This window comes from Lacrimispora sp. BS-2 (assembly GCF_040207125.1).
Taxonomy (GTDB): Bacteria; Bacillota; Clostridia; order Lachnospirales; family Lachnospiraceae; genus Lacrimispora.
In genome coordinates this window covers 3,317,774-3,340,944 of the sequence record NZ_CP157940.1, presented here as the reverse complement: position 1 = coordinate 3,340,944, position 23,171 = coordinate 3,317,774, and the positions used below count along the sequence as shown (strand labels likewise).

General features: G+C 46.5%; 21 protein-coding genes and 1 pseudogene. 19 read left to right on the top strand and 3 right to left on the bottom strand.

All coding sequences use genetic code 11. The annotated features are described in order from the left end of the window. Nucleotides 1-5: 5 nt before the first annotated feature. Nucleotides 6-713, bottom strand: a complete 708-nt coding sequence (locus ABFV83_RS15660) for a LytTR family DNA-binding domain-containing protein (protein WP_349945107.1) — start codon at nt 711-713, stop codon at nt 6-8. Nucleotides 714-890: 177 nt separating this feature from the next. On the opposite strand from ABFV83_RS15660, the gene ABFV83_RS15655 reads away from it, so the two are divergent. The 19 genes and pseudogenes from ABFV83_RS15655 (at nt 891) to ABFV83_RS15565 (ending at nt 21,889) form a co-directional block, all read left to right on the top strand. Then, on the top strand, nt 891-2,348 hold the full coding sequence (locus ABFV83_RS15655; RefSeq protein WP_349945106.1) for a sodium:solute symporter family protein: 1,458 nt from the start codon (nt 891-893) through the stop codon (nt 2,346-2,348). Between the two features lie 46 nt (nt 2,349-2,394). Beyond that, nucleotides 2,395-2,937: pseudogene (locus ABFV83_RS15650) on the top strand (PTS transporter subunit EIIC); the annotation flags it as partial. Between the two features lie 295 nt (nt 2,938-3,232). Continuing rightward, entirely contained in the window at nt 3,233-3,802 is a 570-nt protein-coding gene (locus tag ABFV83_RS15645) for a glucose PTS transporter subunit IIA (RefSeq protein ID WP_349945104.1), read from the top strand. Further along, nucleotides 3,754-4,542 (top strand): glycoside hydrolase family 1 protein, encoded by a 789-nt coding sequence (locus ABFV83_RS15640; protein WP_349945103.1) that lies wholly within the window; start codon nt 3,754-3,756, stop codon nt 4,540-4,542. The genes ABFV83_RS15645 and ABFV83_RS15640 overlap by 49 nt, the downstream gene beginning before the upstream one ends. A 25-nt stretch (nt 4,543-4,567) precedes the next feature. Further along, entirely contained in the window at nt 4,568-4,699 is a 132-nt protein-coding gene (locus ABFV83_RS15635) for a family 1 glycosylhydrolase (RefSeq protein WP_349945101.1), read from the top strand. Nucleotides 4,700-4,847: 148 nt separating this feature from the next. Then, nucleotides 4,848-6,236 carry an MATE family efflux transporter gene (locus tag ABFV83_RS15630; RefSeq protein ID WP_349945100.1) on the top strand — a complete coding sequence of 463 codons (1,389 nt, stop codon included), beginning with the start codon at nt 4,848-4,850 and terminating at the stop codon, nt 6,234-6,236. Nucleotides 6,237-6,539: 303 nt separating this feature from the next. Next, nucleotides 6,540-8,744, top strand: a complete 2,205-nt coding sequence (locus ABFV83_RS15625) for a DNA topoisomerase III (protein ID WP_349945098.1) — start codon at nt 6,540-6,542, stop codon at nt 8,742-8,744. 205 nt (nt 8,745-8,949) lie between these two features. After that, nucleotides 8,950-9,924 (top strand): substrate-binding domain-containing protein, encoded by a 975-nt coding sequence (locus ABFV83_RS15620; RefSeq protein WP_349945097.1) that lies wholly within the window; start codon nt 8,950-8,952, stop codon nt 9,922-9,924. 48 nt (nt 9,925-9,972) lie between these two features. Then, a complete protein-coding gene (locus tag ABFV83_RS15615) occupies nt 9,973-11,067 on the top strand; it encodes a phosphate/phosphite/phosphonate ABC transporter substrate-binding protein (protein WP_349945095.1) in 1,095 nt (364 codons plus the stop codon). A gap of 83 nt (nt 11,068-11,150) precedes the next feature. Continuing rightward, nucleotides 11,151-11,906: a phosphonate ABC transporter ATP-binding protein gene (gene phnC, locus ABFV83_RS15610; RefSeq protein WP_349945094.1), complete on the top strand. Its 756-nt coding sequence runs from the start codon at nt 11,151-11,153 to the stop codon at nt 11,904-11,906. Beyond that, nucleotides 11,903-12,724 (top strand): phosphonate ABC transporter, permease protein PhnE, encoded by an 822-nt coding sequence (phnE, locus tag ABFV83_RS15605; RefSeq protein ID WP_349945093.1) that lies wholly within the window; start codon nt 11,903-11,905, stop codon nt 12,722-12,724. Before phnC ends, phnE (ABFV83_RS15605) begins: the two co-directional genes overlap by 4 nt. Nucleotides 12,725-12,736: 12 nt before the next feature. Next, nucleotides 12,737-13,546: a phosphonate ABC transporter, permease protein PhnE gene (phnE, locus tag ABFV83_RS15600; protein WP_349945091.1), complete on the top strand. Its 810-nt coding sequence runs from the start codon at nt 12,737-12,739 to the stop codon at nt 13,544-13,546. A 4-nt stretch (nt 13,547-13,550) separates the two neighbouring features. Further along, complete coding sequence (locus ABFV83_RS15595; RefSeq protein WP_349945090.1) at nt 13,551-15,068, top strand: bifunctional UDP-sugar hydrolase/5'-nucleotidase; 1,518 nt, start codon at nt 13,551-13,553, stop codon at nt 15,066-15,068. Nucleotides 15,069-15,350: 282 nt separating this feature from the next. Further along, a complete protein-coding gene (locus tag ABFV83_RS15590) occupies nt 15,351-15,836 on the top strand; it encodes a GNAT family N-acetyltransferase (RefSeq protein WP_349945088.1) in 486 nt (161 codons plus the stop codon). A 640-nt stretch (nt 15,837-16,476) separates the two neighbouring features. Beyond that, the gene (locus tag ABFV83_RS15585; RefSeq protein ID WP_349945086.1) at nt 16,477-16,854 is read left to right on the top strand and encodes a response regulator; all 378 of its coding nucleotides are present in this window, start codon (nt 16,477-16,479) and stop codon (nt 16,852-16,854) included. Between the two features lie 225 nt (nt 16,855-17,079). Then, on the top strand, nt 17,080-19,140 hold the full coding sequence (locus ABFV83_RS15580; RefSeq protein WP_349945084.1) for a DHH family phosphoesterase: 2,061 nt from the start codon (nt 17,080-17,082) through the stop codon (nt 19,138-19,140). Further along, nucleotides 19,140-19,586 carry a 50S ribosomal protein L9 gene (gene rplI, locus ABFV83_RS15575; protein WP_349945083.1) on the top strand — a complete coding sequence of 149 codons (447 nt, stop codon included), beginning with the start codon at nt 19,140-19,142 and terminating at the stop codon, nt 19,584-19,586. Before ABFV83_RS15580 ends, rplI begins: the two co-directional genes overlap by 1 nt. Nucleotides 19,587-19,597: 11 nt before the next feature. Then, nucleotides 19,598-20,932 carry a replicative DNA helicase gene (gene dnaB / locus ABFV83_RS15570; RefSeq protein ID WP_349945082.1) on the top strand — a complete coding sequence of 445 codons (1,335 nt, stop codon included), beginning with the start codon at nt 19,598-19,600 and terminating at the stop codon, nt 20,930-20,932. Nucleotides 20,933-21,229: 297 nt separating this feature from the next. Continuing rightward, nucleotides 21,230-21,889, top strand: a complete 660-nt coding sequence (locus tag ABFV83_RS15565) for a helix-turn-helix domain-containing protein (protein WP_349945080.1) — start codon at nt 21,230-21,232, stop codon at nt 21,887-21,889. 102 nt (nt 21,890-21,991) lie between these two features. Here the strand turns inward: ABFV83_RS15565 and ABFV83_RS15560 are convergent, their stop codons facing one another. Together ABFV83_RS15560 and ABFV83_RS15555 are read right to left on the bottom strand one after the other, a co-directional pair. After that, a complete protein-coding gene (locus tag ABFV83_RS15560; RefSeq protein ID WP_349945078.1) occupies nt 21,992-22,705 on the bottom strand; it encodes a gamma-glutamyl-gamma-aminobutyrate hydrolase family protein in 714 nt (237 codons plus the stop codon). Between the two features lie 259 nt (nt 22,706-22,964). Beyond that, nucleotides 22,965-23,135, bottom strand: a complete 171-nt coding sequence (locus ABFV83_RS15555) for a 4Fe-4S binding protein (RefSeq protein ID WP_025231031.1) — start codon at nt 23,133-23,135, stop codon at nt 22,965-22,967. Between the last annotated feature and the right edge of the window lie 36 nt (nt 23,136-23,171).

Genomic DNA, 23,171 nt, shown 5'->3' with positions numbered 1-23,171 from the left:
CGGCCTCACTTTAATTGAAAATGGTAGTAAGCATGCTTGCATTCTTTGTAAAAATTGCGGGAAACCGGAACGGTCTGCCCGTTTATCATCAAAAAGCCCATGGGTTCCAGGGCTTCCACATAGTTTAAATTTACGATATAGCTTTGATGGCACCGGAGAAAACAGGTTTGAGGCTTTAATTCTTCCTGAAGCTCATTAAGCTTTTGGTGAATAGAAAGGATATCTCCGTTTCTAAGGACAATGTAGACCCGGTGCAGCCTGTTTTCAAAATATAGGATCCGGCTTAGCTTTAGCTCCATGGGGACCCGGTTATGTACAATGGAAATAGTGGCTTCCCTGGATTTGAAATGTTGTTCCATGACCCGTCTTAAGGTTTCCTCAAAATCCTGTTGGATTAAGGGCTTTAGGATGAAGCCTGCGGCGCTCACCCTGTAACCGTCTACCGCGGATTCCAGGGATGAAGTGATGAATATGATAACAGGAGCTTCGGCCTTTTTAAGCAGTTGCCTGGCGGTTTCTATTCCGGTCATGTCAGGCATAATGACATCCAGCAGATAGATGTCATAGGCTTCTTCTGCGGAAAGTAATTTTCCGGCAGTTTCAAAATCATCAATCTGAGCATCCATATCATACTTTTTATAGTAGTCGTACACAGAGTCAAGAATTTTCTTTCTGTCTTCCCTGCTGTCGTCACAGATGGCAATCTTCAGCATAGAAAAGTCCCTCCGATCTCATTCCATTGTATTTAGATTTATGGCAGAAGTCAAGATAAGAGAGGGAATCTGCATATTTGGTGGGAAATTGACAGAATCGGTTGTGTGACAGGGACGGTGATTATGTTAGACTGGAGTTACAAAAGAATTTTTTTACAAAAAACAGGAGGGGTTTTTATGGGAGCAAATATTGTTGTAACTGGCATTGTTATCATTTATCTGCTGCTGATGCTGTGGATCGGCTGGTATTCATCCACCAAGATTTCCACCAATACGGATTTTCTGGTGGCGGGCCGCCGTCTGGGGCCGCTTCTTATGGCCGGTACGCTGGCGGCTACGGAAATTGGAGGGGGAAGCTCCCTGGGAGTAGTGCAGAACGGGATGTCAGGCTTTGGACTCAGCGCAGCCTGGTACATAATCACTATGGGAATTGCATTTTCCATTTTAAGCTTTGTTGCTCCCAGGTTCAGAGCGGCAACGGTCAAGACCGTGCCGGAATATTTCCGGAGACGTTACAATAAGACCTGCGGCATTATCACGGCTATTATTATGCTTCTTCCCCTGGTCGGGCTTACGGCAGGACAGTTCATTGCTTCGGCGGTCATTTTGTCCACGATGCTTGGTATTGATTATCAGGTGGCAGTCATCATCGTAGCGGTGGTGGTAACGGTTTATTCCATTATGGGAGGCTTATGGAGCGTTACTTTAACGGATTTTGTCCAGGTGTTTCTGATCGTTATCGGTATGATCATAGCGGTTCCTTTTGCGCTCCGGTATGCAGGGGGCTGGAGCAATGTGGCAGCTAACATTCCGGAGGGGACTTTAAGCATGTTCCAGGGCTATGATTTATTTGGGATTCTTTCCCTTATTATCATGTACACCGCTACATTCTCCGTGGGGCAGGAGGCGGTATCACGTTTTTATGCGGCAAAGGATGAGAAGGCGGCAAGAGGCGGAGCCTGGCTGGCAGCGCTTATTAACTTCATCTATGCCTTTGTTCCTACAATTCTCGGTATTATAACACTGGCATTAATGAATATGGGGAAATTCAGCTCTGATCAGTTTGCAGAGGTGGGAGCCCGCTATGCGCTTCCCATCCTGGCGATTAATACCATGCCGGCCGTTGTCTGCGGACTTTTATTCTCCGGCATTATTTCTGCCACCATGTCCAGCTCAGATTCCGACTTACTGGGGGCTGGGTCGATCTTTTCCAACGATATTTACAAGGCAGTATTAAAGCCAAACGCTTCCAGCCAGTCTGTCATGAGAGTTACAAAGATCGTTATGTGCCTGGTCGGTGTGGCTTCCATGCTGATTGCTTTATTTAATACCCAGAGTATCGTATCCATCCTCATGTTCTGCTTTACCCTTCGCGCGGCTGGCTCTTTCTTCCCCTATGTCATGGGACATTACTGGAAAAAGGCATCACCGGCAGGGACCATTGCCTCTTTGATAGCAGGAACTATCGTTGTTGTGTATCTTGAGCATATTTCTGCAGGTGTGCTCTTTGGGATCAAATTCAGCCAGCCAATCATACCCGGACTGATTGCAGGACTTATCTGTTTTGTTATTTTTTCTTATGTGATGCCGCCTAAGGAAGAAACTACGGAGTTGGTTCCAGAGGAAGATGACTGATATTAAGTAAAAATCTATTTTCCATTAGGGGATTAAGACGGAAAAGTTGAATAATAGAATAATTCATCAGGGAAACACCACATATTTTGGATTGCCTGTTACAACGGCCGTATATAGCTCTTCCGTTCTTCCTATCTTCCTTATCGTTCTGATTATGGGATATGTTGAACGGTTTGCTGATAAGGTCTGCCCCAGCCTTTTAAAGGTATTTTTGAAACCGCTGATGGTCATATTCATTATCGTGCCCATTGCATTGGTTGTTGTCGGACCCTTGGGAAGCATTCTTGGAAACTATCTGGCAGCCGGAATCAATTTCTTATATGGCAAAGCAGGCTGGCTCACCATTATGCTGATCTCTGCGGCCATGCCGTTTATCGTTATGACTGGAATGCATTATGCATTGATCCCCATGTTCGCCATCAGTATGGCAACCTTCGGATTTGATGCAATTGTACTTATTACCATGTTCTGCTCCAACCTGGCGCAGGGAGGTGCCTCTCTGGGAGTTGCAGTCCGTTCCAGGGATGAAAATGTAAAATCTACTGCATCTGCCTCCGGAATCTCAGCAATTGTAGCAGGTGTTACAGAGCCTGCCATGTATGGCGTGACGTTAAAATACAAAACACCCATGATAGCAGCTGTGATCGGAGCGGCAGCATCAGGTCTTTATGCCGGAATTACCCATCTGGTAGCCCATTCCATGGGTGGTTCACCTTCTTCCCTGACCCTGATTACCATGATCGGCGGCGAGGGCTTCGGCAACCTGATAAATGGTGTGATTGCCATGATTATCTCTTTGACCGTATCCTTTGTCATGACCCTTATTCTTTATAAGCCGGAGGAGAAGGCAGGGGAGCCGGAAACTTCCGGTATTTGCAGGCGGAGTGCTGGGAGAAGGGATAGCCATAATCCCGGAGGAGGGAAAGGTATATGCTCCTGCGGACGGAATCATCAGCGCGGTGATCGACACAAAGCATGCGGTTGGCATCACTACGGATACAGGAGCAGAGGTTCTCATCCATGTAGGGCTTGATACGGTGCGCCTTGGAGGAGAAGGCTTTACCCTTCACTGCAAGGAAGGGGACCGGGTAATAAAGGGAAGCCTTCTGTTAGAATTTGATATGGAGAAAATTAAGGAAGCTGGCTTATCCTTAACCACTCCTGTGCTTATATCCAATATGAACAGCTTTGTAAGCTTAAAGGCCAGCGATAAAAAGCAGGTTGAGGCAGGAAAAGGAATCGCAGATCCCGATGTATGTACGGGAGGTTCCCATATAAGATCCAAGCGGATCACCAGGACCATAGAACCGGACACATATTATCCCAGCCATGAAGCCATTGATTTTTATCACTATTATAAGGAAGATATTGCCCTATTTCATGGACCAGGATTTTTCCTACGGGCATGGAAGAGGAACCCAATGAGGCCGGCCTGGAATTCTATGACAGGGTGATAGAAGAGTGCTTAAACCATGGCATAGAACTGCTGGTCACCATATCCCATTACGAGATGCCCTTTGCCCTTACGGAAAAGTACAATGGCTGGGCGTCCAGAGAGTGTATCGGGCTGTTCGTTAAATATGCAGAAACTCTGTTTAAACGGTATAAGGGAAAGGTAAAATACTGGCTGACCTTTAATGAGGTCAATGCAGGGACAATGCCAATGGGCGGTTTCCTTTCCTTAGGCATTTTAAATGAGGGAACAACAGATTTTACCAATCAGTTAGATATTCCCCAGCTCCGTTTCCAGGGACTTCATCATCAGTTTGTAGCCAGCGCCCTGGCGGTTAAGGCCGGGCATGAGATTGATCCGGACTGCAAGATCGGCTGTATGATCTGCCATATTACGACCTATCCCTTGACCTGCAATCCGGATGATATTTTAGAGGCTCAGAGGCGGAACCAGATTTTAAACCAGTTCTGCGGCGATGTGCAGGTAAGGGGAGAATATCCCAGCTTTATGAACCGTTATTTCAGGGAAAACGGGATCACCATCCAGATGGAGTCTGGAGATTTGGAAACCATAAAAGAGGGCTGTGTGGATTATTATACCTTCAGCTATTATATGTCCAACTGCGCCACCGTTTCTCCGGATCAGGCAGCAGCCTCAGGCAACTTAATGGGAGGAGCAAAGCATCCTTACCTGGAATCCAGCGACTGGGGCTGGCAGATCGATCCCAAGGGGCTGCATTGATTTAGTCAGCGCCTCCACCGGTGAAATGGCAAAACGCTACGGTTTCATCTACGTAGAAAAATATGACCATGGAACCGGAGATTTATCCCGAAGGAAAAAGACATCCTTTGACTGGTATAAAAGGGTAATTGAAACCAACGGGGAGGAACTGAAATAGATAGAAGATTAGATAAAAGTGTGAGATTCTGTTGACATAAACCGCTATACCATATAAAGTTATAATACGGAAAAATTAAGGCTGCATATGGCGGCAAATACACATGGCGGAGGTATGACAGAAAAGCGCGCTTTTACTGGAAACACATATGAAAAAATTTATTGGAAACAAGGCATTTTATAAAATGGTGCTGACAATTGCCATTCCCATTATGATTCAAAACGGTATCACAAATTTTGTCAGCCTGTTGGATAATATTATGGTGGGAATGGTAGGAACGGAGCAGATGTCCGGTGTAGCCATTGTAAACCAGTTGATGTTTGTCTTTAACATCAGCATTTTTGGAATCATATCCGGCGCAGGTATATTCGGAGCCCAGTTCTTCGGCTGCGGCAGACATGACGGTGTCCGTCATACGTTCCGGTTTAAGATCATCTGCTGTGTGCTCTTAAGTGCAGTTGCTGCGGCAGTGTTTTTTTTCTCCGGAGAGAACCTGATTGCCATGTATCTCCATGGGGAAGGGAATGATTCGGAGCTTGCTGCTGCATTGGCCCACGGAAGAATGTATATACTGGTCATGATTTTGGGAATGCTGCCCTTTGGAGTGAATCAGGCTTATACCAGTACGCTGAGAGAGTGCGGAGAAACTGTGATCCCCATGAAAGCGGGGATTGCGGCAGTATTGGTAAATCTTGTGCTTAATTACATCCTGATTTTTGGAAAATTCGGCGCTCCGGCTATGGGTGTTGCAGGGGCTGCTGCAGCTACCGTGACCGCCAGATTTGTGGAAACTGCCATTGTCATAGGCTGGACCCACAAAAATAAAAAGAAAAACCCATTTATTGTGGGAGCTTATGAGAGCCTTCACATACCGGCCGGCCTTGTGGGCAAGATTCTCGTTAAAGGGACTCCCCTCATGGTAAATGAGGCTTTGTGGGCCGGAGGAATGGCATTTTTGATGCAGTGTTATTCCGTAAGAGGCCTGACAGCCATTGCAGGGCTTAATATATCCTCTACCATAGGAAATGTGTTTAACGTGGTATACATAGCACTTGGAAGTGCGGTTTCCATTATCGTGGGCCAGCTTTTGGGGGCTGGGAAAATGGAGGAAGCCAGGGATACGGATAACAAGCTGATTGCATTTTCCGTTGGTTCCTGTGTGGTGATCGGAGGCCTTCTGGCTTTCATGGCCCCGATTTTCCCGATGATCTATAACACTACGGATGAGGTCAAAAGCCTGGCTGCACAGTTTATCCGTATTCTGGCCTTATGTATGCCCATGAACGCGTTTATAAATGTCTCTTATTTCACCTTACGCTCCGGCGGAAAGACCATTGTCACCTTTTTGTTTGACAGTGTGTTCATGTGGGTGGCCAGCATTCCGGTTGCTTATGTTCTCAGCCGATATACGGCAATTCCAATCGTTCCCCTATATTTTGCGTGCCAGATGGTGGATATCATGAAGTGCGCCATTGGCTTTATACTGGTAAAGAGGGGACTCTGGATACAAAACATCGTATTGGGACAAGAAGATTAATGAGAAATCCTTTCAAAAAAACTCTTGTATTATAAGCCGTCTTATGCTAATATAAAGGTAGTTAGCCTACACTAACTAAATGTGAATATTCTATACATCAGACTAACCCTCTGAGAATATCCTTCATTAACCTGTGAAGGACCATAACTCCTACGGAAAGGCCGTCCCTGTAACCGCATGACAGGGCCGGCCTTTTTGTTATGGGTTTAATGGGAAAATAAAAAAGTCCGGATCCTATGTAAAAGTTGTAATAACCCAGGCAATACGTTATAATTGGGTAAGAATTGAGTTTGGAGGAATTGGATGAAATCATTAATTATAGCGGAAAAGCCGTCAGTAGCCAGGGACATTGCCCGTGTGCTGCATTGCACAAAGAATCATGACGGTGTGATAGAAGGAGAAAAATATGTGGTAACCTGGGGGCTTGGCCATCTGGTAACCTTGGCGGACCCTGAAGATTATGATCCCAAATATAAGGAATGGAAGATGGAAGATCTTCCCATGATGCCGGACCAGTTCCGGCTTGAAGTCATCAAACAGACCGGAAAGCAGTACCGTGTGGTAAAATCCCAGATCCACCGGGCAGATGTGGGTGAAATCATCATTGCCACTGATGCCGGGCGGGAAGGGGAGCTTGTAGCCAGGCTGATCCTGGAAAAGGCAGGGAATAAGAAGCCTATAAAAAGGCTGTGGATCTCTTCTGTTACGGATAAGGCCATTAAGGAAGGTTTTGCAAAATTAAAAAACGGCCATGAGTATGATAACCTGTACGATGCAGCCATGTGCCGTGCGGAAGCGGACTGGCTGGTGGGCATCAATGCAACCAGGGCGCTGACATGCAAGTACAACGCCAGCTTAAGCTGCGGCCGGGTGCAGACGCCCACACTGGCGATTATCGCAAGAAGAGAAGAAGAGATCAAAAATTTTGTTCCCAGGCCCTACTATGGGATTACGGCCAAATGTACAAGCCCGGCCCTTTCCTTTACCTGGCGGGATGAGAAATCAAAGAGCTTCCGTTCCTTTGACAAGGACCGGGTAGAAGCCCTTTTAAGTAAAATGAAAGCTCAGGGCGAAGGCGTGGTCACGGAGGTGAAAAGCGTCCCAAAGAAGACCGATTCTCCCCAGCTTTATGATCTGACGGAGCTGCAGAGAGAAGCCAACCGAAGATTTAACTATTCTGCAAAAGAGACTTTAAATATCATGCAGAGGCTTTATGAAAACCATAAGGTCCTGACTTACCCCAGAACAGATTCCAGGTATTTAAGCTCTGATATCGTTCCATCTATCAGGGAAAGGCTTGAAGCCTGCGGCGTTGGGCCGTACCGGAAGCTGGCAGGAAGAATGGTGAACCAGAAGATCCAGGCATCTCCTTCCTTTGTAAATGACAAGAAGGTAACAGACCATCATGCCATCATTCCTACGGAGCAGTTTGTCCAACTGGATCATATGACCGTTGATGAGCGGAAGATCTATGATCTGGTGGTCCGCAGATTCCTGGCGGTATTGTATCCTCCCTTTGAATATGAACAGACAGAGATCACCCTGGATTTAGGGGGAGAGACTCTGGCAGCCAGAGGAAAGACCGTAAAGGCCCTGGGCTGGAAGGAAGTATATGAAAACCAGGATGAGGAAGACGAGGAACAGGAATTAAAGGAACAGAAGCTTCCTGTTATAAAAAAAGGGGACCGGCTTACGGGGCTGACGGCCGCCATGACCGAAGGAAAGACAAAGCCTCCGTCACCCTTTCAGGAAGCGACCCTTCTTTCTGCCATGGAAAATCCTGTTTCCTATATGGAAACAAAGGATCGGGATATGGCAAGGACCCTGGGAGAAACCGGAGGGCTTGGGACTGTGGCCACAAGGGCGGATATCATTGAAAAGCTGTTCTCCAGTTTTCTTATGGAACGGCGCGGAAAGGATATCTGTTTGACCTCCAAGGCCAGACAGCTTCTCACTCTTGTGCCGGAGGATCTAAAGAAACCGGAGCTGACGGCTGAATGGGAGATGAGACTTTCTGAAATCGCAGGTGGAAAATTAAAACGGGCCGCGTTTATGAAGGATATCAGGCAGTATTCCGGGGACTTGATCCACCAGATCAGGGCCGGGGAAGGCAGCTTTAACCATGACAACCTGACCAATCACAAATGCCCGGACTGCGGCAAGCGGATGCTGGCAGTCAAAGGGAAAAACAGTGAGATGCTGGTCTGCCAGGACAGGGAGTGCGGACACCGGGAGGTAGTTTCCAGGACCAGCAATGCAAGATGTCCGGTGTGCCATAAGAAGCTGGAGCTTAGGGGAAAGGGAGACGGACAGATCTTTGTATGCAGATGCGGCTATAAGGAAAAGCTTTCAGCCTTTAAGGAACGGCGTACTAAGGAAGGAGCCGGGGTATCCAAAAAGGATGTGGCCAAGTATTTGAACCAGCAGAAAAAGGAAGGGGATAAGCCCATCAATTCAGCCTTTGCAGATGCTTTTGCAAAGCTTAACCTGGGAGGAAATGAGAAGTAGCCTGTCCGCCCTGAGATCCATGTGCCGGCCTGGACAATGAGAGGATGTCTCAAGTATGTTTTCTGCTAGGAAATATACCCTTGAGACATCCTTTTTCTGAATATGGGCTTCCAATAAAGTAAAAATTTAGTAAAATTTTACTTTGCTTATTGACGGTGGCAGAAACTGCAATTATAATGAAAATTGAAAGGTGAGGATATAGATTATGGCTACAATAAAAGAAATTTCACAGCTTGCGGATGTATCCATTGCAACGGTATCAAGGGTGCTGAATCAGGATGATACCATTGTAGTGAGTCTGGAAGTGAAAAAAAGGATATTCAGAATTGCCCACGAGTTAAAATATGTCCCACCCAGGAGGCGTCATGCGCAAAAAGAAAGAGAAATTGTCATAGGAGTGGCTGACTGGCATATTATCCGGAAGGACCGGACCAATATCAGGCTTTCTTCCCTGGACTTGATCGTAAAGTCCATGTCAGGAAAAAATGATGTGCGGTTTGAGCGGCTGGATAAAAATAAGCCCGGACAGTACGACGGTATCATGGCCTTCGGCGTTTTTTCCGAGGAAGAGATGGAGTTTCTGCGGATGCAGAGCTATGCAATCGTATTCATCAATTCAGATCCAAAGGATTATGCCTACGACAGCATTGTAATGGATTTTAATAAGGGAATCCATGAAATGCTGGACTATCTCATGGACAGGAAAAAATACTGCAGTGTCGGCTATATCGGAGGCCTTTATGAAGAAGGCCAGGTAAGGATCGGCTACCGGAGGCTGGAAGGAATCCGGGCGACTTTTAAGCAGAGAGGCTTTTATGAGGAAGGGAATTTTTACATAGGCGATATCAGCAGGGAAAGCGGTTATGAGCAGGCAAAGCAGGCAATCCAGTCAGGCTGTCTGCCGGAAGCGGTGCTCTTAGGAAGCGAAGAAGTCGCGGAAGGTGCTTTGGAAGCCTTCCAGGATGCGGGACTTCGCGTGCCAAAGGATGTGGCGGTAGTCATCTATAAGGACATTGAGACCTTAGAATCCAAATGGCCCACTTACACCAAGGTCCGGATGTTTCCTGATATTGTATGGCAGACAGCGATCAAGCTTCTGCTGGAGCAGATCCAGGAAGGCCGCAAAGACAATATGACAATTTATCTCCCGACAAAGCTAGAGGTAGGGGACAGTGCGTAATGACCCATGATCCCAAGAACCGATGAACCACACAAAAAGGAGAGCAGTATGAAAAAAACAGTTTCTGTATTAATGGCAGCAGCACTTTGTGCAGCAATGATCGGCGGATGTTCTGGCGGCAGCCAAACAGGAGCCACAACCGCAGCAGGGACGGAGGCAGGGACCTCTGCAGCAGGAGAGACTGCAAAAGCTGAGAACAAAAAGATTGACAAACTGAATGTTTACTTTGTTCCTTCCAGAGAGCCGGAAGAGATCGTCACCGCCACAGAGCCTTTAAAAGACATGCTGAAGTCAGAGTTGGGAAAAGAAGGCTATGAGATCGGTGAAGTAGTGATTACAGTTGGCACCAGCTATGAAGCGGTTGGAGAAGCTCTTTCCGCAGGTACCGCAGATATCGGTCTGATTCCCGGAGGAACTTATGTCCTTTATGATGATGGAGCAGAAGTGGTTCTTACGGCTACCAGAGATGCACTGAGTAAGAATTCCGATTCCGCAAAGGACTGGAATGACGGGAAAGCCACCGAGGGAATTACAGATCAGGCAACTTCCTACCGGGCGCTTATTATTGCAGGACCTTCTGAAAAGGGGAAAGCCTTAGCAGACAAGGTAAACAAAGGCGAAGAGTTGACCTTTGAGGATTTAGACGGAGCAAACTGGAGCGTTATGTCATCCTCCTCCCCAGCAGGATACATTTACCCTTCCTTATGGCTTCAGGATAATTTCCAGAAGAATATTTTAAATCTTTCCCATGCCGTACAGTCTGATTCCTATGGAAGTGCATTTGCAAGACTTGCTTCCGGCCAGGTGGATGTTCTCTGTACCTATGCAGATGCCCGCAGGGATTATGTGGACAAATGGAACTCTGAATACGGCAGAGCCGGTTCCATCTGGGAAGAAACAGGTGTGATCGGTGTGACCCCTCCAATCTTTAATGATACGGTCAGCGTAAGCAAAACCTCCAAGATCATGGATGATGGCTTTAAAAAGGCAGTTCAGAATGCATTTATCAATATCGGAAACACAGAAGAGGGCAAGAAAGTTATCGCCATCTACAGCCACATGGGATATGAGCCTGCCCAGAGCGCTGACTATGATAACGAACGTGCAGCACAGAAGATGATCAAGGAATTAAATGCAAAATAAATAATACATACAGGCTGTGGAGGCGTCGTAAACGGAAAACATTTGCGGCGCCTCCGCTCTCTATCCTGGGAAATGAGGAAAATATGATTGAATTTAATCAGGTGGGCAAAAAGTATCCCAATGGCTTTCACGCCTTAAAAGATATTGATCTGAAAATTGAGCAGGGAGAATTTGTGGCGATTATCGGCCTTTCAGGTGCCGGAAAATCCACCCTTCTTCGGACCATCAACCGCATGCATGATATCACGGAAGGCACCCTGACAGTGGATGGGACCGATGTGATGCAGTTAAAGGGAAAGGAGTTAAGACGCTTCCGCCGCAGGATCGGCATGATCTTCCAGTCCTTTAACCTGGTGACCAGAACCCGGGTCATTAACAATGTCCTTATGTCAAAGGTACCGGAACTGCCGTTTTTAAAAGCATTATTCGGCATTTATCCAAAAGAGGATAAGCTGGAAGCCTTAGAAGCTCTGGACAAGGTGGGGATTCTGGATAAGGCCTTTGTCCGTGCGGATCAGTTGTCAGGAGGCCAGCAGCAAAGGGTTGCCCTTGCAAGGACCCTTGCCCAGAACCCTCAGATCATCCTGGCGGATGAGCCGGTAGCCTCCCTTGACCCGGTTACGGCAAAACAGGTTATGGGGGACTTTTTAAGGATCAATAAGGAAATGAATATTACCATCCTGTTGAACATTCACCATGTAGATCTGGCGCTCCAATATGCCAGCCGTGTTGTAGGCATACGGGCCGGCCAGATCGTATACGATGGCCCGGCCTCAGAAGTTACCCAGGATATTTTAGATAAAATATATGAAGGAAAAGAAGAGGAGGCAGCAGGATGAGTTTATATGACAAGATATTTCCACCCAGGAAAATCGTATTGTCTGACGGAAAGACCGTCTTTCGGCCGGCTTCCAGGCTTCCTCTGATTGTCTTGATCCTGGTGTTTTTAACCGTGCTGTCCGTGAAAATCACCGGCTTTGACATGAGGATTTTAATGGAAAGGGGAAACCAGTTCTTTGTTATTCTTGGGATGATGGTTCCACCGGCATTTTCCTATAGTGCGCAGGTGTGGAAGCCTTTGTTTGACACCATCAAGATGTCTCTTCTGGGGACCGTGGCAGGCGCGGTGGTGGTCATTCCCTTTGCAATGGCTGCTTCCACCAACATCATAAAAAGCGCTGCGATCGTCGGCGTCATGAGATTGTTCTTAAGCATTGTAAGGACACTTCCCACCCTGGTGACCGCTCTGATCGCTACTTATGTGTTCGGCCTGGGTACCCTGGCAGGAACTACGGCCATAGCGATTTTCACCTTTGCCTATATGGGTAAGATTTTATATGAAGAGATCGAAACTGCCGATATGGGGGCCTTTGAGGCCATGGAAGCCATTGGAGCCACCAAGGTCCGGGCTTTTGTGAGCGCCATCATTCCTCAGGTGCTTCCTTCCTACATTTCCAATGGATTGTTCTGCTTTGAAGGAAATGTCCGCTACGCGGCTATTTTAGGCTATGTAGGTGCAGGCGGCCTTGGTCTGATCCTGAATGAGAAATTAGGCTGGAGGGAATATCCCAGCGTGGGCATGATCCTTATTATGCTGTTTGTTGCCGTATTTTTAATTGAGTCGGTGAGCCGTTACTGCCGCCGGAAACTGGTGTAGGAGGGCTGACAGATGAATAAACAGATTGAAAAAGTATATGAAGAGCGCCCAAGGAACACGGTTTATAAGATATCCGTGTCAATGGTCATCCTGGCCCTCATTCTATGGTCCGGTTCTGCCTTGGATTTTTCAGGAGGCGGGCTTGGGGGGCTTCAGATTGCCGGAAATATTTTAAACGGCATCTTTCATCCGGACAGGAAGCTGCTGTTTAACCTGACCGTACAGGGAGTTCCCTATCTTCTTTTGGAAACGATTTGTATTGCATTTTTAGGAACCATTGTGGGGGCAGTTCTTGCTATTCCCTTGTCCTTTTTGTCTGCTTCTAATTTAATGCCGGCTCCCATTGCCTATTTCAGCCGTTTGGTGATCATGGCGGTGAGGACCATTCCGGCCTTTGTATATGGCCTTATGTTCATCCGCGTCAGCGGACCCGGTGCTTTTACCGGACTTTTGACCATGTCCGTCTGCTCCATTGGTATGGTATCCAAGATGTATATCGAAGCCATTGAGGATTTAGACACCAGGATTCTGGAATCCTTAGATGCCTGCGGCTGTAATACCTTCCAGAAAATACGGTATGGAATTCTGCCTCAGCTCATTCCCAACTTTGCATCAACGGTGATCTACCGGTTTGACATTAATTTAAGGGATGCAACGGTTCTGGGACTTGTAGGAGCCGGAGGCATTGGCGCACCACTGATCTTTGCCATGAATTCCTATAGGTGGAATGAGGCAGGCGCTATTTTGGTAGGCCTTGTGGTTCTGGTTCTTATTGTGGAATACATTTCCACCAAAATCCGCGTAAAGCTGGCCAGGGGGTGATCAGTTGGAGAAACAAGCAAGAATTTATTACACCTCGGATGTTCACGGATACTTCTTCCCTACCTCTTACGGAGACAGAGAAGAACGGCCCATGGGGCTTTTAAACTGTATTTTTAACTTTAAAAAGGATGGAAATACCCTTATTTTTGACGGAGGGGATACCCTGCAGGGAGCCCCTTTTGCCACCTATATCACTTCCCGGAAAGAAGCTGTCCCTGAGAGGAACCCCATAGCAAGGGTGTATAATGAAGCTGGATACGATGCCGTAGTCCCGGGAAACCATGACTTTAATTTTGGCTATGAATGCCTTGCAGAATACTTTCAGGCGCTTCAGGGAGTCTGCCTCTGTGCCAATGCAAAGGATCTGGAAGGAAAGGCCCGTATATCAAGGAGCCATGTCTTTACCCTGGAAAACGGGCTTCGCCTGGGAGTGACCGGCATTGTTACGGATTATGTAAACGTGTGGGAGCAGCCGGAGCATTTAGAGAAGATCCACATTACCGATGCGTTTGAAGCGGCTGCAGAAGAGCTGCAAGCGCTGAAAAGCCAGGCAGATGTCACCGTATGCATTTATCATGGCGGCTATGAATGTGATCTTGACAACGGAATGGTTTTAAGTACAACAGGTGAAAATGTGGGCTGCCGTATTTTAAAGGAGCTGGATTATGATATCCTTTTGACGGCACACCAGCACATGTCCGTTCCCGGAAGAGAACTTTATGGGACCCATACCCTGCAGCTGGCCCCTAATGCGATCCAGTATGCCTGTTTGGATATCAGGCTTGAAAACGGAAAGGTTTCAGTGAAATCCTCCATCTGCCCGGCAGGAGAGGTTCATGGGAAAGAGCCCTATGAGTCCCTGCTTCCGTTGGAGGAAGCAGTGCAGGAATGGCTGGATGCGGACATTGGACGCTTAAAAGAGCCGGTTCCGGAAGAGAATAAGCTGGAAATGGCCCTTCATGGGTCAGCCATCGCAGATTTTTTCAATCAGGTCCAGCTGGAATATTCGGGAGCGGATATTTCCTGCGTTGGCCTGGGAAATTCGCCTATCAGCCTGCCGGACCATGTGACCATGCGGGACATGGTCCGGGTGTATCCATTTTCCAATACCCTTGTGGTCCTGGAGGTAAAGGAAGACGCCCTTAAAAAGGCCCTGGAACGCTGTGCTGAATATTTTACTTTAAAAGATGGAAATATTGAGATATCCGATGTGTTTTTGAAGCCTAAAGTGGAGCACTATAATTATGATTACTTTTTCGGGATAACCTTTGAAGTGGACTTAAAAGAACCTGTGGGAAAACGGGTGAAAAAGATCCTGTATAAGGGAGAGCCTATGGGAGACCGTTCTTTAAGCCTTTGCATGAGCGATTACCGGGCCAGCGGCACCGGCGGCTATGAGGTATACAGGGAATGCCGGGTTATAAAACGCATTGGGACAGAGGTTCCCCAGATGGCCCTGGATTATTTGAAAAGGCATTCTGAGGTGGAAATCAGGAAAAACGGCGGAATGATTCTGCTGTAAAGGCAGCGTCATGTTTTTCTTTTAATCTGGCCCTATATTGGAGGCGGCAGAAAGCTTCAAGACAATGAAGCCATAACATTGTGCAGTGGCGCACAGGGTTATGGCTTCATTTTTTATTCAAATTTAAATGAAGGAGCTGCAATTATGGATTAATAAGGCTGATGGATAATTATTGTAATGTATGGTATGATCACAATAACAAAAGTTGAGTTTCTGATTATTTATATAATGGGAGGTGGAGGCATGGTTTATTACCTTGATGAGGAGGTTTTAATAAGGACAATGATTGAAACAGACCCTAAAACTATCTGCAAAGAAGAAGTAGCACAAGGCTGGCAGGCAAACGAAGAAAAGTATTTGAAAAGGTTAGCGGACAACGCTTCTGGTAAAGCTGTTTCTCTTGTCGCGGAATACGAAGGTAACGTTGCTGGATATATAAATGTGTATGTCGATTCTTCCTGGGGTTCTTTCGCAAATATGGGGTATTGCGAAATTGTTGATTTTGGTGTATTAGCAAAATACCGTTGTTGCGGAATAGGCTCTAAACTAATGGATACCGCTGAAAAGATTGCTTTGGAATATGCAGATGTAGTTTATCTTGGGGTAGGCTTACACAGCGGATATGGCAGCGCTCAAAGAATGTATCATAAGCGTGGTTACATACCTGACGGCAAAGGTGTCTGGTATAAAGATAAAATAGCAGAGCCGCATAAAACTTACTGCAACGATGACAGCTTAAATCTGTATTTTAGCAAAAAGCTTAGATAGCCATTATGAGGATAGAAGCAATTATGGGGGGAGCGGTGTCATGTTGACATTGCTCCCTGTTCTTGTTATAGCTTCACAATCCCACGCTCATTCAAGTCTGATCCAGGAAACCATTGGTAAGACATATTCACTGTAATTTCCTGTTCCAGCCGCCATTCTGATCCAATCCCATTGACAAAGCCAATCAGCAGTTTCAGCTTGTCTCGAAGTACACGCGATCCAGATACAAAAAATATCGTCATCTTATCCATTCTTTTATTTTAACCGAATCAATCAGCAATAGCTGCTATTCGGTTATGCCCGGTGGAGCGGGGCACGCTGTGAGCAAGTAGGGGCGCGGATTGCAAATACTCGCTTGACTGAATCAAGAATCAAATTCAGTAAAAATAACCAGAATATTGAACAGAAATGGAATGGAATAACCAAAAACAGGTTATAAATGAATTTGTTAAGGAAAAGACAAAACATGAATGGGCCATGTCCATTCCCTGAGATCAGAGGCAGCAAAAGAGAAATAACCGGATATAGCTCAGGCTGATCCCATGTTTTGTTACTGTCACCCGTTGAAAGAATATTCAATTCTATGTATAATAGTATTATTACATTCATTGAAAAAGTTAGAATGAACCAGGGAGGAATTATGAACATCAGGGTTGTAGCAGTGGATAACTCAGAGGAATTATTAGTGAAGCTAACTCGTATTTTAAAGGAAATAGACGGCATTGAACTGTGCGGAAGCTTCAATGAAGCCATTGCAGCCATGCAATATGTGAGAGAAAATCCGGTTGATATGGTGTTTTCGGATGTGGTCATGCCGGACATCAGCGGAATTACCCTTGCAGCTAAGCTGTATGAACTGCCGGACCCGCCGGAAGTGGTACTACTTTCCGGTATTCCCGGCTTTTCGCTGGAAGCCTGGAAGATCCGGGCCTTTGGCTTTATTATAAAGCCCTATAAAAAAACGCAGATTGTTAAAATGATCGATCAATATATAATGGATAAAAGTAAAGTCGTATAAAACCAGGAAAAAGGCTGGCTGAATCAAATAACAATGGCATATGGTTATACCGTCACAGGGGGTTTTTGCGTTTTATGTAACGCAAAAACCCTTTAAAAATTGTTTCAAATCTGCTGAAACCCTTGTATTTCCTTAGTTTTTGTATTTTAATGGACGAACACAGATGACTATGTTATAATGTTAGGACAGTGAAAAGAGAACCCTTTTTTCCATAAGGAGAAAGATATGAAAGAAAAGTTCAAAATAAAGGGACAGCTGAGGACGTATATGCAGTGGCCGCTTTATCTGAGCGCATTGCTGATCGCCGCCAATACGGTGATTGGCGCAGCCAGTACAAAGGCGGGCATTATCATGGCGTTTTTTACACTCCTGTATGTAGGCATAGCAGTCTGGCTTTATACTTACAGAAGGAGACTTCTGATGAGCGGACTTGTGGAATTTTCTGCAGAATATTCCTGGATGCAGAAGCAGCTCCTTACCGATCTGGAACTTCCGTATGGAATGACGGATGAAAACGGAAGGATTCTATGGGGGAATACAGCGTTTTCAGAGGTGTTAGGGGAAGAAAAACCTCTAAAGGTCACGAGAAAGAACATCATGACCATTTTTCCGGAGATAACTAAGGAAGTGTTAAAGCTTAACGAGGGTACTGCCGTTCTCCATGCCGAGTGCAATGAACGGAAATACCAGATCCGTTTAAAGGCTGTCTATATGAAAGAATCACCGGAGGTCATTGTTTCATCGGTTGGAGTGGAGGCTGCCGGACAGATGCTTGTGGCAGTCTATCTTTTTGATGAAACGGAAATTCTCACCTACAAGCAGATGGTGGATGACCAGAAAATGGTTGCCGGCCTTATTTATCTGGATAATTATGATGAGGCGCTGGAGAGTGTGGAAGAAGTACGCCGTTCTCTGCTTACTGCCCTCATCGACCGGAAGATCACCAAGTACATTACCAATATGAATGGAATCGTTAAAAAGCTGGAAAAGGATAAGTACTTTATCGCCATTAAGCAGTCCTATATCACCGAGCTTAAGGAGAACCGTTTTTCCATTCTGGAGGAAGTTAAAACCGTCAATATCGGCAATGAGATGGCAGTGACCTTAAGCATTGGTCTCGGAATGAATGGAGACAGCTATTACCGGAATTACGAATTTGCAAGAATCGCCATTGATATGGCTCTTGGACGGGGCGGCGATCAGGCGGTAATTAAAGATGGTGAACGGATCCAGTATTTCGGAGGCAAGGCCCAGCAGGTAGAGAAGACCACCCGGGTAAAGGCCCGCGTAAAAGCTCACGCCCTTAGAGAGCTGATGGAAACAAAGGACCGGCTGCTGATCATGGGGCACCGGTTAACAGATATCGATGCCTTTGGCGCTGCAATTGGAATTTACCGCATTGCTACGGCCATGGATAAGAAGGCCCATGTCATTATTAATGAAGTGACTACCTCGGTCCGTCCTATTCTGGACCGTTTTGTGGGTAATCCCGATTACCCGGAAGATCTATTCCTGACAGGGGGGAAGGCAGCGGAGCTGGTGGATGCCAATACCCTTTTAGTAGTGGTGGATGTAAACCGCCCCAGCATTACCGACGCGCCGGAGCTTCTGCGTCTTGTAAAGACCATTGTAGTCCTGGATCATCACAGACAGAGCAGTGAGATCATTGACAATGCGGTTCTTTCCTATGTAGAGCCGTATGCTTCCTCCTCCTGTGAAATGGTAGCGGAAGTGCTGCAATACATTGCAGATGGGATTAAGATCAAATCTGCGGAAGCAGATGCCCTGTATGCAGGAATCGTCATTGATACCAATAATTTCACCAACCAGACAGGCGTCAGGACCTTTGAAGCGGCCGCTTTCTTAAGAAGAAACGGTGCGGATGTGGTCCGTGTGCGTAAGATGTTCCGCGATGACCTGGAAGATTACAAGGCAAAGGCGGAGGCTGTCCGGGATGCAGAGATTTTCGAGGGTTCCTTTGCGATCAGCGTATGTTCCTCGGAAGGAATCGGAAGCCCTACGGTCGTAGGAGCCCAGGCAGCCAATGAGCTGCTGGACATAGCCGGGATCAAGGCCTCCGTTGTAATGACTGATTATAATCATGCGGTGTATATAAGCGCCCGTTCCATTGATGAAGTGAATGTACAGGTCATGATGGAAAAGCTGGGCGGCGGCGGACACCGTACCATTGCAGGCGCACAGCTTGCGGGCGTCAGCATTGAAGAAGCGAAAACCCGCGTAAAAGCGGTTATTAAAGAGATGTTAGAGAAGGGAGACATATCATAATGGAAGTTGTATTATTAGAAGACGTAAAGGCATTAGGTAAGAAGGGACAGATCGTTAAGGTTAACGACGGATATGCAAGAAATTTCATTCTCCCTAAAAAACTGGGAATTGAGGCAACCGCTAAGAATTTAAATGATTTAAAGCTTCAGAAGGCCAATGAGGCAAGGATCGCAGCGGAACAGCTGGAGGCTGCAAAGGAGCTTGGAACCAAGCTTTCAGAAGCATCTGTTACCTTGTCCATACGGGCAGGAGAGGGCGGAAGAGCTTTTGGCTCCGTATCAGGAAAAGAAATTTCCGCTGCTATTAAGAGCCAGCTGGGATATGATATTGATAAAAAGAAGCTGGTCCTTCCCGAACCGCTTAAAACCTTTGGTTCTCATGAGGTTCCGATCAAGCTTCATAAAGATGTAACTGCAAAACTGAATGTTAAGGTAGTGGAAAGCTAGGAGGCATGAACATGGATGATGCCCTGATCAAACGGGTGCTGCCTCACAGCATAGAGGCAGAGCAATCCGTCATCGGTTCCATGCTGATGGACCGGGATGCAATCATCACGGCTTCCGAGATCGTTACAGCAGGAGATTTTTACCAGCACCAGTATGGCATCATGTTTGAGGCCATGCTGGAGCTTTTTAATGAGAATTTGCCGGTGGATCTGGTAACTCTTCAAAACCGTTTAAAGGAAAAGGATGTTCCTCCCGAAGTTTCAAGCCTGGAATTTGTAAGGGACATCATCACCACGGTTCCTACATCCGCCAATATAAAGTCCTATGCCAATATTGTCCGTGATAAGGCGGTTCTAAGACGGCTTATTAAGGCAAATGAAGAAATAGCCAACACCTGCTACGCAGGAAAAGAACCCTTGGAAACCATTATGGCTGTTACGGAAAAGACCATATTTGATCTGCTTCAGAACCGTAACTCCGGGGATTTCGTACCCATCCGCCAGGTTGCCATGAACGTTTTGGAAAAGATCGAGGAGGCTTCCAAGAACCAGGGAACCGTAACCGGAATCCCCACAGGCTTTATTGACCTGGATTATAAGACTTCCGGCCTTCAGCCTTCCGATTTCATCCTGATCGCCGCCCGCCCTTCCATGGGAAAGACGGCTTTTGTGCTGAACCTGGTAGACCATATTGCTGTAAAAAAGGGCCTGCCCTGTATGGTATTCAGCCTTGAGATGTCAAAGGAACAGCTGGTAAATCGTATGCTGGCCATGGAATCCAATGTAGATTCCCAGAAGCTTAGAACAGGAACCTTATCCGATACCGACTGGGATGCCGTAGTGGAGGGGATCGGAGTCATCGGCAATTCCAAGCTGATCATTGACGATACCCCGGGAATCTCCATTGGGGAACTGCGCTCCAAATGCCGTAAGATGAAGCTGGAATACGGTCTTAGCGTGGTCATCATCGACTACCTTCAGTTGATGAGCGGAAGCGGAAAAGGCGGCGAAAACCGCCAGCAGGAGATATCAGAAATCTCCAGATCCCTAAAAGCCCTGGCAAGAGAGATGAACGCTCCCGTAATTGCCTTATCCCAGCTAAGCCGGGCCTGCGAAACAAGACCAGACCACCGCCCCATGCTCTCCGACCTCCGAGAATCCGGAGCCATCGAGCAGGATGCGGACGTGGTTATGTTCTTATACCGTGATGATTATTATAATAAGGATACGGATATGCCTAATATTGCAGAGGTTATTATTGCAAAACAGAGAAACGGCCCTATTGGGACCATTAATCTGGTCTGGAGACCGGAATATACGAAGTTTGCAAACATGGCCCGGCAATGAGCAGGATAGAAAAAGAGGGGTCCCTGTTCCCGAAAAGCAAGCATTTTTGCTTTTCGGGAACAGGGACCCCTCTTTTTCTATGGGGCGAACGCCCCCCATCATGGAGAAGGGATTCGAGGTTCGAATCCCTTCTCCATGATGGCCCCTGCGGCCCAGCCATTCCCACCCTCTCCCTTCAAAAATTTCTCAAATCCTTCAAAAAATTTCCAATTCCCATTCATAATCCATCAGAAGCCAGCATATGATATAAATAGTAAGGTTATGAAAACTAAACGAACCAAAGGAGAGGATATAGCTATGGCTGAGATACATTACTTAATATCGGATGCATCGAGGAAGGTCGATGTGGAGTCACATGTCCTTAGATACTGGGAGGACGAGCTGGAGTTAAAGATTCCCAGAAATGAGATGGGGCACCGGTATTACACTGAAGCACACATCCGTTTATTCAAGCAGATCAAGGACTTAAAGGACAAGGGGTATCAGTTAAAGGCCATTAAGACAGCGCTTGACAAGGTAGTTGAGGAGGGCAGGGACCCTGTCATACCAGATGAATTATTGGAGGGACAGGTGACTCAGGAATTAAAGGACAGTGCAATATCTGGTACGGAGGATGGGGCAGACCTGGAGGTACAAACATCAGCGCAGATTTCCATAGCCCAGGAAAAGATGGAACAGTTCCAGGAGATCATGAACCATATCATTGGACGGGCTTTAGAAGTAAATAATGAGCAGTTGAGCCAGGATGTCAGCTGCCTGGTTAATGACAAGGTCATCAAGGAAATGGAATATTTAATGAATTTAAAGGAAGAAAAGGAAGAAGAACGGTTCAAGCAGTTGGACGAGCTTATGCGTTCGTATCAAAAGGACAACAAAGGGCGTGCAGAAGCAGCCGCTTCCAGGATTCCATTTTTTAACAAGAAAAAGAAATTCGGACGTAATGGAAAAAAGTTATAAAACCACACTACTTTCAGATAATAGAGCAGTCAAACAGACTCTGGCAAGGAAATCCGCAGCTGCCGATGAAAGTAGGAACTGCGGATTTTTTACGCAAACAGATTATTCTTTACAAGCCTTTACAAAAGTCTGAAACAGTCGAAACGCTTCTTCATTCTCTTCCCATAGATATTCCGGATGCCATTGAACCCCAATAAAAAAGGGATAACCAGGCATTTCAATGGCTTCAATCAAATGATCGGTCGAGCGGGCTGAAGCAATAAGTCCGGGAGCAAGATCCCTGACAGCCTGATGGTGCATGCTGTTGACCTTTATGGAGGAACTTCCTGATATCCGGGCAAGGAGAGTGTCCTCCCTTAAAGCAACCCTATGGCACGGCATATCGTAATGAAATGGCTGGGAATGAGCCAGAGGAAATTCCCGTATTACCTGGGAGGGGATATCCTGCCAGATGTTTCCTCCGAGAGCGATATTTAAAACCTGAATTCCCCGGCAGATCCCAAGAACCGGCTTTTTAAGCTCCATAATCATAGGAAGCAGGGATATCTCCATCTGGTCCCTGGCTGCGGATACATTGCCGCAGTGAGCCTGTGTCTCTTCCCCAAAAAGAAAGGGATGTACATCGGGGCCGCCTGTAAACAGAAACCCGTCCAGATCCTGTGAAAGCTGTCTTAGATCCTCTTCCGGGGCATTAAGGGGCATTACGACTGGAATAGCTCCCGCAGCCTTTAACGCCCGCATATAAGTAGGGCGCGCCTTAATATCACCGCTTTCGGTATCGTGGGCGGGGGTCAGGCCGATCAGTGGTTTTCTCATATTAGAAATGTCCTTTCCTAATGAAGGGTTGAAAGAAAAACATCTTTCAACCCTTTGTTTTTGAATCAGCTGGATATGCAGGCATACCCGTCTGATCCATTATTATGCAGATATGAAGAACTTGATGATATAATGAGCGCAAGAGAGCGAAGATGAGCTTGTTCATGGTTGCAAAGGTTGAATGCCGATCATGAACCGCAGGTTCATGATATAACAAAATGCCTCTTCCGTAAAGGAAGAGGCATTTATGTATTCATAATTATGCTTCAGAAATAGCTCCTGTAGGACAGACGCCTTCACAAGCGCCACAATCGATACAAGCATCAGCATCAATAACAAACTGAGAATCACCCTGGCTGATAGCGCTTACTGGGCACTCACCTTCACAACTTCCGCAACTAACGCAAGCGTCACTAATAACACGTGCCATGATAAAATACCTCCTTATAATTTATAGATTTTTCTA